This is a genomic window from Oxalicibacterium solurbis (assembly GCF_014635845.1).
Lineage (GTDB): Bacteria > Pseudomonadota > Gammaproteobacteria > Burkholderiales > Burkholderiaceae_D > Oxalicibacterium > Oxalicibacterium solurbis.
This window is the reverse complement of the sequence record NZ_BMDP01000002.1, coordinates 1-12,081: the sequence shown is the minus strand read 5'-3', so window position 1 is coordinate 12,081 and position 12,081 is coordinate 1. Positions and strand designations below refer to the sequence as shown.

Sequence of the window (12,081 nt, the reverse complement as noted above, 5' to 3'; positions counted from 1 at the left end):
TTGCCATCGCATGCTCACTGCCCGCCTGACATTCGCTGCCGCCCTTTCCTGCACGCTACCCGCATGGGCCGACGATCTTCCTCCCGTCACGCCTTACCGGCCGTCGGTCGCATCGCCGGCGCAATTGCCGGCACCCGGACAACTCGAATTCGAAATCGGCGGCCTGTCGGAAAAGGACGATGGCGATCGCCGTGGCAGCCTGCCTTATCTGTTCAAGCTGGCCTTCTCGAACGAATGGGGCGTGCTGCTGGGCGGCGATGCCTATGTCTCCGCGCATGACGATAGCGGCCGGCACGACGGTTTCGGCGATACGACGATAACGCTGAAGCGCGCCTTCCTGGTCGACGACACGACCGGTTACGGCGTCGAACTGACGGCCAAGGCACCGACGGCGAAAGACACGGTCGGCAGCGGCAAATCGGACTGGACACTCAACGGCATCTACAGCAAGGATCTCGGCGCACTGCACATGGACCTGAACCTGAACACGACACGGCTGGGCGCGATCGATCCGGGGACCGGCCGCACCGAATGGGGCTGGGCATCGTCGTTCTCCACACAGTTCGCGGAAAAATGGACAGCGACCGGCGAAGTATCCGGCACGCACCAGAGCGGCACGCGCAACACCGCGCTGGCGCTGGCCGCACTGACCTACAGCCCGACGCCGCGCCTGGCGATCGATTTCGGCGTGGCGAAAGGATTGAACAACGCGTCGCAGGACTGGAGCGTCTTCACCGGCATCGTCATGCCGCTGGCGAACTTCTGGTGACAGTCACATGAGTACGAACGGCTAGCCGGTATAAGCTAAGGCAATCGACAAGGCGATTTCACTTGTCCTTGCGAACAGCATAGACATAGCCGGCCACTACACCGACGGCAATACCGACACTGATACCGAATGGCGCGTTATCCAATGCAGCGCCGATGACTGAGCCGACTCCAGTACCGATTGCCATGCCGATCGCCATCGCTGAATAAGCATTCTTCATCACGTTCTCCTGACCTGATTTCCACGGCCATCACGCTGCCAGCCGCGTTGTACGAAATGTCACCGCCACCAGAATGATCGGGATCGAACCGGAAGACATGCGCCCGGCCTGAGGCAACGATACGGAACGTCGCGTGATAAAGTCGCCGGTTCGAGAAATGCAATCAATTGATGAAGATGACGCAACCGATGCAACATTTACCCGCCGCAAGAAATGTTTTCGGCGAACCGCTGGTGCCGTGCTCGTTCGAGCCGATGACCGGCTTCTTCCGCGATGGCTGCTGCCGTACCTGCGATGAAGACAAGGGCGAACATACAGTCTGTGTCGTGATGACGGCGACCTTTCTCGCCTTCAGTATTTCATGCGGCAATGACCTGTCGACGCCACGTCTCGAATGGGGTTTTCCCGGACTGCAGCCGGGCGATCAATGGTGCCTGTGCGCCAGCCGCTGGATCGAAGCCTGGCGCGCCGGTGTGGCGCCGGCCGTCGTGCTGGAAAGCACGAACCAGAAAATGCTGGATGTCGTGCCGCTGGAAGAGCTGCGCAAGTATGCGTATGTGCGGCCGGAAGAATAAAGCCCGACGGCAAAGTACGCACTCAATCGCCGTCGCACATGCGGCCGTAGGTCAGCCCCAGGTTCTTCGCCATCACATCCTTCAGTGCCAGCAGGCGATCGTCATATGCGCGTTCCAGGCAATCGATGCGATCGCCGCAGGCATCGCGCACCGTCTTCAGCCAGACTGCCTGTTGCCGGCGCTGATAACCGCGGAACTCCCGGAAGACCATGCCGCTGACGGCAGGTGGAATATCCTGCAGCACCTCGTAATAACTGGCCACGCGTACATCCTTCGCACCCAGCGATGGCGTTGCGCAGACAGTCTTTTCGGTCGGCGTCGCCGCCCTCGCGCAATCGAAGCTCGCAACCTGCGCATGTGCCGCCTGCCAACCGCCGGCCAGCATGACCGCGCCGCACAATAGCTGCATGATGCGTCTTCCCGTTTTTCCGAACCGCATGCCTGTTCCTTTCACAAAGGTGCTCACTTGCCGGGCATCTTTCCTTCGAACGGTTTGATGCCGCCGCAATCGTCGGCCACCCATTTGCCGCTGGTGTCGACGCGATCATTGACGGGAATGCCCTGCACGGTGCCACTGAAGTCGGCAGTCGAACTGAAACTTTCGCTGTTGGCGAATACCGTTTTCGATCTTCCCTTGCCCTGCATCTGCGCATTGTCACACTGCATATCCACCAGATAGGTCGCGTCGTGGTGCGATTGCTTGGTGATCTTGCAGCCGGCTTCCTTCTCGTTGAAAGGCGGCAGCTCTTCTTGCTCGGCCATTTCCTTTGTGATGCAGACACGACTGACCACCGCGCCATTCTGCAATTGCGAAACGTCTAGCCCCATTTGCTTCAACTGTTCGATCTGTTCAGGGGAAATCTTCGGCAGGCTCTTCGTCAGAGGCGACTGTGAGGTGACCTCCCACAAACCCGGTCGCATGTTGCCGGCCGCAAACGCCGGCAATGCCAGTGCCAGCGCACAGGTGAACACAGCAAGCTTTCTCATGGCGATCCTCTCTTGCAAGAATGGTAATGGCCGCATGCTAACGCCGGAATTCCGCGACGACAATCGGAGACCGCACATACAACAGCAGGTATTTTCTGCGTCATTTAGTTGCAATCAATCAACCATTTGAGACTAGAATGAAATACAGGATTTGCTGCAACAGCATGTGTTGCATTGCTGTCTTCTCTGCGGATGGATAGCATGGATTCTCTTACCGCCGGTACCGCGCTGATTCTCGTGCAATGCTGCGTCGCATTGGTCATGATCGGCTTTCACTTTGCCGCGCCGGATGAAAAATGCACGCGGGACTGGGCGCTTTCCGCCAGTTGCATCGCACTCGGCGTATTTGCCGCCATCGTCAGTCATCGCACCTCCCATCCTTTTCTTCTGCTTGCCGGCGGCTGCGTCATCATGGTCGGCATGGCATACCAGTGGCAGGGCATTCTTGCCTTTTACGGACGTCCACCGCGCCAGGCCGGCTGGATCATCTGCCTGCTGTTTACTGCGCTGCTGGCGGCAATGCTGTTGCTGGAGCTGCCGGCACGGCAACGCACGCTGCTTTTCTCCGGCACGCTCATCCTGCTGCTCGCCCTCTCGCTGCAGGCGATATGGCAGGGACAGGGCATGCCGCGCACCTTCGTGCAGGTACTGGTGCCGGCCGCGATCGTACTGCTGCTGTCCAGCCATCTGCTGAAACTGGCAATCGCCATCATGCAGTTTCATGATGCCGTACCGGCGCAACGTACGCCGCTGGACATCACTGCCGCTTATCTGATGCCGATCGTCGGCACCGTGCTGTTTTCGATCGGCCTGCCGCTGCTGTACTTCGAGCGGCTGGTCGAGACCAATCGCCACCTGGCCACGCACGACGAATTGAGCAAGCTGCTGAATCGTCGTGCAATCTGTGCCGCCGGCGAACGCGAACTGGAGCTGGCGCAGCGTCTGCATCGTCCGCTTTCGATCGCCTTCATCGATATCGATCTGTTCAAGCATTTCAACGACGAATTCGGGCATGCTGCAGGCGATGCGGTGATCGCCGAGGTTTCCGCCATTCTGCAGCGCACCTGCCGCACCATCGATCTGGTGGGGCGCTACGGCGGCGAGGAATTTCTGATCGTGCTGCCGGGTGCCGATGCCGGCGATGCGATCGATATCGGCCGACGGCTGGTCGAAACCGTGCGCGATTATCGCTACCGCGGCCGCCATCCGGTGACGATCAGTACCGGGCTGGCTACCCTGGCAGCGGACATCTCGTCATGGCCGCAATTGCTGGCGCGCGCCGACGCCATGTTGTATGAAGCGAAAAGGCAGGGGCGAAATCGCTACTGCGCGTGAAATTCATCGGTCTGCCCCATTCCCGTACGCTATCGGGGAAAATGGCAGGTTTCGACAGATTCCGATGGTAAGCTAGCCGGAAAATCATCTCGACGAGGCAGACGTGAGCATCATTCACAGGCAACTGGCACTGGCAGACGCGGAAGCGGGCATGATGCTGTCCGACGACCTTCTGGACGGACAAGGCCATGTACTGCTGCCGCAGGGCAGCATCCTGACCGAGCAAATGCTCACTTCGCTGAAGCGGCACGGCATCGCATCGCTGCGTGTGGTCGCCGGCGAACTGACGCCGGAACAGGAAGCCGAACGTCACGCCCATTTCCGCATGCGCATCGAACGGCTGTTCCGCAATCTCGACGATACGCCGGCCAACACCGCACTGCGCCGCTATATCAGCACCTACCGATTGAGCAGGTCATGAACACGCCCGTCGATCCGAACGAGCCGCATCGCATCCAGCTCGAACAGCTGACGCGCCAGGTCGGCGATCTGCCGGCGTTGCCGGCGATCGTCCACGATCTGCTGAAGAACGTGAAATCGGACGAAGCCGATATCAACGTCGTGGCACGCAAGGTTTCGCTCGATCAGGCACTGTCGGCCAAGACGCTGCGCTTCGCCAACTCGCCGCTGTACGGACTGCAGGCGCGCGTCACGACGATCCAGCAGGCGATCACGATGATCGGCGTCGATTCGGTGCGCCAGGTCGCGCTGGCTTCCTCGCTGAAAAATCATTTTCCGCCAGGCGAATGCGCCGGCGTCGATTTCGTCGCACTGTGGCGCCACGCGATCGCGGCGGCCGTCTGCGCACGCGCTCTTGCGTGGCATCTGCATGTGAATCAGGATTACGCCTTCACCGCTGGGCTGCTGCACGATATCGGCCGGCTGATGCTGGCCACCCACTTCCGCCAGGAATACGAAGCGGTGGTCGCCTACCGCCAGGCTCACGATTGCCAGTGGCTGGATGCGGAGCGCGCAGTGATCGGCATCGATCATGCGATCGCCGGCGAAATGCTGGCCGAACACTGGAAATTCTCAGATTCGATCCGCAATGCAATCGCGGGCCATCACCAGCCGGAAAACCAGAAAGTGCATTCGCTCGCATCCATCGTGCACGTTGCCAATGCCATCGTGCATGCGCTGGACCTGTCCGGCCTCGAAGACGACATGGTGCCGCCCGTCTCGCAGACAGCGTGGGACGATCTGGGATTGAGCGAAGACGTCTATCAGCAGGTCTTCCATGAAACCGAGTTGATGTTCGAGGAAGTCAACCGCGTCCTGCTGGCGAACGATTAGAAGAGCCTTTCTTGGAACCGACCACCTTCGCCGCATCCGGCTACGATCTCGCCGGTCTGCACCTGTTCGAGAACGTTACCGATCCCGCCGTGCCCGCCCTGCTTGCCTCCTGCACGGTGCTGCATCTGCATGCCGGACAGACAGTGCCGATATCCAGCGGCGAAGCCTGCATGCATGTCGTGCTGCGTGGCACGCTCGGCATGCTGATCGAGGCGACGGATCGCCTGCAACCGCCGCGCACCGAGAAAATCCTGCGTGGCGAAAGCACCGGTGAACTTTCAGTGCTCGACGATACCGCACGCGCACCTATCCTGACCGCACTGGAGGAAACCGCGCTGCTCGTCATCGACTCACCTACGCTATGGCGGCTGGTCGACGAGACTGACGGGGTGGCGCGCAACCTGCTGCGCCAGTTGTCTTTCCGCCTGCGTGCCGCGAATGTGCAGCTGCGCCGCCGCGAGAAAGTCGGCGAGTTCTATCGCCGGCTGTCGATGGCGGACGGCCTGACAGGGCTACACAATCGTGCCTGGTTCAATGCCCGACTACCCGCGCTGATCGGCGAAGCGCATGCGGCACAACAGCCGTTGTCGCTGCTCATGATCGACCTCGATCATTTCAAGCGTCTCAACGACGAGCACGGTCACCAGGCTGGCGATCAGGCATTGCGCGTCGCTGCCGGCGTACTGCTGCATGCCTTGCGTCCCAGCGATTTTGCGGTACGCTACGGCGGCGAGGAATTGAGCGTAATTCTGCCCGGCAGCAACGAAACCGGCGCCTGCATGGTGGCGCAACGTCTGTGCGAACGCCTGCGTGAAGCGGTCGTTTTCGACGACATGCGCAGCCCGCTGCCGCATGTGACAGCTTCATTCGGTGTCGCCACACTGGCACCGCACCAGGATGCCGACATGCTGATCGCCGCGGCAGATACCGCGCTGTATCGTGCAAAGCAGGCAGGCCGCAACCGGATCGCCTGCTGAATCCATCATTTCCATTCAATCTCAAGCAATGGCGCATACCTTTCTCTGGCACGACTACGAAACTTTCGGCGTACAACCGCGGCGCGATCGCCCGGCACAGTTCGCCGCAATCCGTACCGACGAAAACCTGAACGAGATCGGCGAACCGGTGATGCTGTACTGCCGTCCAGCCAACGACTACCTGCCCGATCCGCAATCCTGCCTGATCACCGGCATCACGCCGCAGGTCTGCCTGGAACGTGGCATTCCCGAATATCAATTCGCCGCAGAAATCGAACGCCTGCTGGCCGAACCCGGCACCATCGGCGTCGGCTACAACACGATCCGCTTCGACGACGAAGTCACGCGCTTCCTGTTCTGGCGCAACCTGATCGATCCCTATGCGCGCGAATGGCAGAACGGCTGCGGCCGCTGGGACATACTTGACGTCGTACGCACCGCTTATGCATTGCGCCCGGACGGCATCGAATGGCCCAAGCATCCGGATGGAAAACCGAGCTTTCGCCTCGAAGATCTGACGGCCGCCAACGGCATCGGCCACGAAGCGGCGCACGATGCGCTGTCCGACGTACGTGCGACGATCGCATTGGCACGGCTGATCCGCGACCGCCAGCCAAAATTGTTCGATTTCTGCCTCGGCCTGCACCGGAAGGATCGCGTGGCAACCGAAATCGGCCTGCCGCTGCGCCGTCCGCTGCTGCACGTGACCGGCATGTATCCTGCCGAGCGTGGCTGCATCGGCATTGTCTGGCCGCTGGCCGAACATCCGACCAACCGTAACGAAGTCATCGTCTGGGATCTGGCCTCCGATCCGTCGGCATTGGCATCGCTGGATGCAGAAGCCATCCGCCTGCGCATGTTCAGCAAGGCCGAAGCGCTGCCGGAAGACATGGAACGCCTGCCGATCAAGACCATCCATCTGAACCGTTCGCCTGTCATCATCAGCAACCTGAAAACGCTGTCGACAGAAATGTGCGCACGCTGGGGCATCGACATGGATGCGGTGCTGCGGCATGCCGACATTGCCGCCGCCGTGCCGGACATGGGCGCAATCTGGAAACAGGTATTCAGCCGCCCGCAGGAAGTCACGCCCGACGTCGACGAAGACCTGTACGGCGGTTTCGTCGGCAACGGCGATCGCCGGCTGCTGCAGGATGTACGCGGACTCTCGCCCGATGCGTTGGCACAAGCCAATCCTTCTTTTTCCGATGCGCGCCTGGAAGAATTGCTGTGGCGCTACCGTGCGCGCAACTTTCCGCAAACGCTGTCGCCGGAAGAGATGCAGCAATGGGAAAATCATCGGACGATAAAATTGTTCGACGGCATTGGAGACGCACGTACGGTGGACATGCTGTTCGAGCAGATCGACCAATTATCGGAAACGGTCGACGAACGCGGCGAAGAAATTCTCGGCGCGTTGTACGATTACGCAGAATCGATCGCACCGACACGCGCCTGAGCCTGCATACCTGAACGTATGCAAGATCCCTTTTCAACTTATCACTTGAGTCATCGATGCAACACGAATCTACATTACGGCAACTGCGCGATGCACAGCACGCCATTCGGCAAGGCAAGATATCCGTCGCTGATTTCTGCCAGACTTGGCGCGCACAGACTGTGCTGCTATCGGCGCTGCCTGAGCGCTTTTCCATCGTCATGGAAGATCTGCTGGGCCGGCTCGAAGCCGGCAGCCTGTTCAGTGAGGAAAGCTGCTCGTTCAGTCAGATCGATCTGCTGGCCACGCTGGACATCTGGCTGGATACGGCCGAACAGGCGCTGGCCGAAACCTGATAACGGGATATGCGATGCAACACATCGATTTTGAATTGAATGACGAATACGTCGAACTGAACCAGCTGCTGAAACTGGCTGGATTATGTGACAGCGGCGGCGCGGGAAAAATGATCGTCGCTGCCGGCGGCATAAAGGTCGACGGCAAGACGGAATTGCGCAAAACCTGCAAGATCCGCGCCGGTCAGGTCGTCACACTGGGCGACGTACGCATCGCCGTCGGCCATGGGTGATCATGCAGCTCCGTTGCAGTAAATACTCTCCCTCGCTTGTCGTTGGCGAACCGGAAAACGGTAATTCGCCAGCATTGGAAAAAGTCACGGTATGATAACCACGGACAAATTACTGTTCGTCGATCTGGAAACGACAGGCGCGCGCCAGGAGGAAGATCGCATCACTGAAATCGGCATCATTTCCGTCGAAAGCGATGGCCGTATCGAACGATGGTCCAGTTTCGTCAATCCGGGCATGCCTATTCCTGCCTTCATCCAGCAATTGACCGGGATTCATGACTGGATGGTAGCCGACGCGCCATCATTCGAGGCATTGATGCCGGAATTACAGCCACGTCTGGAAGGCGGCTTGTTCATCGCGCACAATGCGCGTTTCGATTACGGCTTTTTGCGACATGCATTTGCGCGCACCGGCTATCAATTCCACCCCGATATTCTGTGCACGGTTCGCCTGTCGCGTCTGCTGTTCCCGCAGGAGAAAAAGCACAATCTCGATACGCTGATCGAGCGCCACGCACTCGTTCCGCAAGCACGCCACCGCGCGCTAGCCGATGCCGATTTGCTGTATCAGTTGTGGGGCAAGCTGAAAACCGGCTTTGCCGACGATGTTTTCACGCAAGCCGTGCGCAAGCTGCGCCAGTCGTCGCCAGCCGAAGTTACGGCAAATGAACATTCCAAAGCACCCCGGTTTGCCGGCACGCAAAATACGCGTATGCTCGCTGCATTGATTTCCACGACAGAGGATTTTCCATGTCCAGATTGATCTATATCGCCGACCCCATGTGTTCCTGGTGCTACGGCTTTGGCCCGGAATTGAATACGCTGCTGGCCGGATTGCCAGATATGGAGCTCGAACTGATCGTCGGCGGCTTGCGCGCCTATAACACCGAGGTGATGGACGAACAACTGAAAACGACACTGCTGTCGCACTGGAAAAAAGTGGAAGAAACCAGTGGCCTGCCCTTCTCCGATCGCGCCTTGTCTCGCCCCGGGTTCATTTACGACACCGAACCCGCATGCAGGGCTATCGTCGCCACTGGCCTGCTGGCCCCGCAACTCGCATTCGATGTTTTTCACGCTATCCAGCACGGCTTTTACGTGGAAGGGCGCGATGTCACACAGGCTAAGGTGCTTGCCGAGATTGCCGTACAGGTGCTGACCGAAAGCGGTATCGCATGCGACGAGAATCTCTTTTTGACGACCTGGGATTCGGAAGAATCCAAAACCGCCACGCAAGCCGATTTCGCCCAGACTCAGCGCTGGGGCATCCACGGCTTTCCGACACTGGTATTGGAACATGCTGGCGGATTGCATCTGATCACATCCGGCTTCGTCCGGACGGAAACGCTAGTGGAACGCTTGCAATCCATCGTCGATCAAGCTGCATGACGGTGGACGATCGACACTGGTCGTCAGGACAGATAGCGTCCCATATTGATGGCGATAACCGCACCGTCAATACCGGTAGCCTCGTCGGAAGCCAGGTAAGCAGTCAATCCCGCGATTTCTTCCAGTTTTACAATATCGGCGCGACAAACTTTTCGACTGTCGATCGTATGTATTTGCTGTGATGTGATTGCATTGTCAGTGCATCCAAGGGTGATCGTGTTGACCGTCACCGGGCTCTGTCTTATTTCTTCGGTCATTGCCCCAAGAAGAGTACGTGCCTCACTTTCAAATGACTTTCCGGAAGAATTGGCAAGTCCCTTTCTACCAGCCGCAATGTAGATGACGCGCCCGAAACCACGCGTCACCATGCTGTGTGTAATCGTCTTCATCAAGGCTTCGCTAATTTCAGAGTCATCGCCGGCGCCAACGATGTGAACTAGCACGTTGACGAACAGCTCTTCTGCAATACCGTCCATATGTCCGGCCACATCTTCAGCCTTGCCGCATGATTGCAGTATCTGTACATCGCCCCCCTCTTCCAGAATGCCGGATATCCAGCTTGCGTTTCCGATTTGCGCTCCGGCCAGAATGACGCGATAACGCAAGGTCAGAAATTTGCTGCAAATCACCTTGCCTATATCAACATCGCCATCGCACAACAGCATCATGCAAGGCAATTTTGACTGAATCGACATATCAATCATTCGCTCACCGCTCAATCGCCATCGCGATACCCATGCCTCCGCCTATGCACAGGCTAGCCAATCCGCGGTGCGCATCACGACGCATCATTTCATGAATCAATGTCACCAGAATGCGGCAACCGGAAGCACCGATAGGATGGCCCAGTGCAATTGCACCGCCATTCACGTTGATCCGATCGATATCCCATCCCATTTCACGATTGACGGCGATCGCCTGCGCAGCAAACGCTTCGTTGATTTCCATCAGATCCAGATCCTGATGCGTCCAGCTGGCCTTCTTCAGGCACTGCCGTGAGGCAGGTACGGGCCCCATTCCCATGATGGACGGCTCCACGCCTGCCGATGCCGTTGCCTTGATGCGCACCAGTGGTTCAATACCAAGCTCTCGCGCCTTATCTGCTGACATCAGCATTACAGCCGCTGCGCCGTCGTTGATGCCTGATGCATTGCCGGCGGTCACAGTACCACCCTCGACAAACGCTGGACGTAGTGATTCCAGCAATGCCTGTGTCATGCCATGACGCGGATGCTCATCAACCGCGACAACTGTATTGGGTATCGTTTCCAGCGGAATGATCTCGCTCTGAAAACGACCTGCCTGTTGTGCCATGTCCGCCTTTTGTTGTGAAGCCAGCGCAAAGGTATCTTGCTCTGCGCGAGTAATTCCGAATTTTCGCGCAATATTTTCGGCCGTCATGCCCATGTGGCAATGATCATAAGCATTCTGCAAACCATCGACGAGCATCGTATCGACTGGTTTGGTGTCGCCAGAATTCATATCTGTATGAGAACGGTGCAATACCTGTGGTGCCAGACTCATGTTCTCCTGTCCACCGGCAATGACAATCTGCGCATCGCCACATCGTATCGCCTGAGCAGCCAGGTGTACGGCTTTCAGTCCGCTGCCGCATACCTTGTTGATGGTGAATGCAGGTACGGTGTTCGGCAAGCCAGATCGAATCGATGCCTGGCGCGCAGGATTTTGTCCGCAACCGGCAGCCAGCACCTGTCCCATGATCACTTCATCGACGGTTCCGCTATCGAGACCTATTTGTGCCAGTAGATGCCGGATGACATGCGCTCCCAATTCCGCAGCAGGTATCTTCGATAATGTACCCCCGAGTTTTCCGACCGCAGTCCGCCCCGCGGCAACGATGACAACTTCGTTCATTCATGCTCCCGATCCGGTTGGTGTTTTATTTGGCACCGCTTGATAGGCGGTTTCGCATGTTATCAACTATCGGAAACAACTGTGTTTGAGTCTTACCTTGCGACGAAGGCGGCTTTTGCTTAAGGGGGGCAGATATTAATTCATGCGTTGCTGCAACCGAACGTATTGACCGGCACTTATCCGGGCATTTCACCGGTAATGCTCTCGCATCGACACAGCAAGGTGGCGAGGCAATCCGTCAGCGGAGGCTGTGGGCTGGACAGCATTGCGGGAGGAGTATGTGAAGAGTGCGCGGGTCTGATCATTTCCTGTCGCACAAAGAATAAAACCCCCAGGCTCACACGAGCGAGGGGGTTTTAAGAATAAAAGCCTGACGATGACCTACTTTCACACTGGTTGCAGCACTATCATCGGCGCAAAGTCGTTTCACGGTCCTGTTCGGGATGGGAAGGGGTGGTACCAACTCGCTATGGTCATCAGGCATAACTTGTAAAGCTGCCTGCGAAGACGTTAATGCTGTCTTGCGCAAACAACCCAATCTGGAAGAAGTATTTTTTGGTCTTGATTGTGTCGCACTGGCGAACACTACTCTGAACTATAACTGTCAATGTTATAGGGACAAGCCTTACGGGCA

The 12,081-nt window shown here is 58.0% G+C and carries 16 protein-coding genes and 1 rRNA gene; 11 read left to right on the top strand and 6 right to left on the bottom strand.

Annotation, left to right across the window (positions count from 1 at the left end):
• Positions 1-10 precede the first annotated feature (10 nt).
• Positions 11-769, top strand: coding sequence for a transporter (locus IEV40_RS05660; RefSeq protein ID WP_188420045.1), 759 nt, complete (start codon positions 11-13; stop codon positions 767-769).
• 58 nt (positions 770-827) lie between these two features.
• On the opposite strand, the gene IEV40_RS05655 is transcribed toward IEV40_RS05660, so the two are convergent.
• Complete coding sequence (locus tag IEV40_RS05655) at positions 828-989, bottom strand: glycine zipper domain-containing protein (RefSeq protein ID WP_188421196.1); 162 nt, start codon at positions 987-989, stop codon at positions 828-830.
• A 188-nt stretch (positions 990-1,177) separates the two neighbouring features.
• Between IEV40_RS05655 and IEV40_RS05650 the strand changes: the two genes are divergently transcribed.
• Positions 1,178-1,564 carry a DUF2237 family protein gene (locus tag IEV40_RS05650; protein WP_229723981.1) on the top strand — a complete coding sequence of 129 codons (387 nt, stop codon included), beginning with the start codon at positions 1,178-1,180 and terminating at the stop codon, positions 1,562-1,564.
• A 22-nt stretch (positions 1,565-1,586) separates the two neighbouring features.
• On the opposite strand, the gene IEV40_RS05645 is transcribed toward IEV40_RS05650, so the two are convergent.
• Complete coding sequence (locus tag IEV40_RS05645; protein ID WP_188420044.1) at positions 1,587-1,973, bottom strand: lysozyme inhibitor LprI family protein; 387 nt, start codon at positions 1,971-1,973, stop codon at positions 1,587-1,589.
• 53 nt (positions 1,974-2,026) lie between these two features.
• Positions 2,027-2,551, bottom strand: coding sequence for a DUF3617 domain-containing protein (locus IEV40_RS05640; RefSeq protein ID WP_188420043.1), 525 nt, complete (start codon positions 2,549-2,551; stop codon positions 2,027-2,029).
• 201 nt (positions 2,552-2,752) lie between these two features.
• On the opposite strand from IEV40_RS05640, the gene IEV40_RS05635 reads away from it, so the two are divergent.
• The 9 genes from IEV40_RS05635 (at position 2,753) to IEV40_RS05595 (ending at position 9,572) form a co-directional block, all read left to right on the top strand.
• The gene (locus IEV40_RS05635; protein WP_229723980.1) at positions 2,753-3,886 is read left to right on the top strand and encodes a GGDEF domain-containing protein; all 1,134 of its coding nucleotides are present in this window, start codon (positions 2,753-2,755) and stop codon (positions 3,884-3,886) included.
• Between the two features lie 103 nt (positions 3,887-3,989).
• On the top strand, positions 3,990-4,307 hold the full coding sequence (locus tag IEV40_RS05630; RefSeq protein ID WP_188420042.1) for a hypothetical protein: 318 nt from the start codon (positions 3,990-3,992) through the stop codon (positions 4,305-4,307).
• Positions 4,304-5,179 carry an HDOD domain-containing protein gene (locus tag IEV40_RS05625; RefSeq protein WP_188420041.1) on the top strand — a complete coding sequence of 292 codons (876 nt, stop codon included), beginning with the start codon at positions 4,304-4,306 and terminating at the stop codon, positions 5,177-5,179. Before IEV40_RS05630 ends, IEV40_RS05625 begins: the two co-directional genes overlap by 4 nt.
• A gap of 11 nt (positions 5,180-5,190) precedes the next feature.
• Positions 5,191-6,156 carry a GGDEF domain-containing protein gene (locus IEV40_RS05620; protein WP_188420040.1) on the top strand — a complete coding sequence of 322 codons (966 nt, stop codon included), beginning with the start codon at positions 5,191-5,193 and terminating at the stop codon, positions 6,154-6,156.
• Between the two features lie 28 nt (positions 6,157-6,184).
• Complete coding sequence (gene sbcB / locus IEV40_RS05615) at positions 6,185-7,615, top strand: exodeoxyribonuclease I (RefSeq protein ID WP_188420039.1); 1,431 nt, start codon at positions 6,185-6,187, stop codon at positions 7,613-7,615.
• A gap of 56 nt (positions 7,616-7,671) precedes the next feature.
• Positions 7,672-7,950 carry a hypothetical protein gene (locus IEV40_RS05610; protein ID WP_188420038.1) on the top strand — a complete coding sequence of 93 codons (279 nt, stop codon included), beginning with the start codon at positions 7,672-7,674 and terminating at the stop codon, positions 7,948-7,950.
• Positions 7,951-7,964: 14 nt separating this feature from the next.
• Positions 7,965-8,183 (top strand): RNA-binding S4 domain-containing protein, encoded by a 219-nt coding sequence (locus IEV40_RS05605; protein ID WP_188420037.1) that lies wholly within the window; start codon positions 7,965-7,967, stop codon positions 8,181-8,183.
• 91 nt (positions 8,184-8,274) lie between these two features.
• Entirely contained in the window at positions 8,275-8,946 is a 672-nt protein-coding gene (locus IEV40_RS05600) for a 3'-5' exonuclease (RefSeq protein WP_188420036.1), read from the top strand.
• Positions 8,934-9,572 (top strand): DsbA family protein, encoded by a 639-nt coding sequence (locus IEV40_RS05595; protein ID WP_188420035.1) that lies wholly within the window; start codon positions 8,934-8,936, stop codon positions 9,570-9,572. Before IEV40_RS05600 ends, IEV40_RS05595 begins: the two co-directional genes overlap by 13 nt.
• A gap of 23 nt (positions 9,573-9,595) precedes the next feature.
• Here the strand turns inward: IEV40_RS05595 and IEV40_RS05590 are convergent, their stop codons facing one another.
• The 3 genes from IEV40_RS05590 to rrf form a co-directional block, all read right to left on the bottom strand.
• The gene (locus tag IEV40_RS05590; RefSeq protein ID WP_188420034.1) at positions 9,596-10,276 is read right to left on the bottom strand and encodes an SDR family oxidoreductase; all 681 of its coding nucleotides are present in this window, start codon (positions 10,274-10,276) and stop codon (positions 9,596-9,598) included.
• A 4-nt stretch (positions 10,277-10,280) separates the two neighbouring features.
• The gene (locus tag IEV40_RS05585; protein WP_188420033.1) at positions 10,281-11,447 is read right to left on the bottom strand and encodes an acetyl-CoA C-acetyltransferase; all 1,167 of its coding nucleotides are present in this window, start codon (positions 11,445-11,447) and stop codon (positions 10,281-10,283) included.
• Between the two features lie 368 nt (positions 11,448-11,815).
• Positions 11,816-11,928 (bottom strand): 5S ribosomal RNA (gene rrf / locus IEV40_RS05580).
• Positions 11,929-12,081 lie beyond the last annotated feature (153 nt).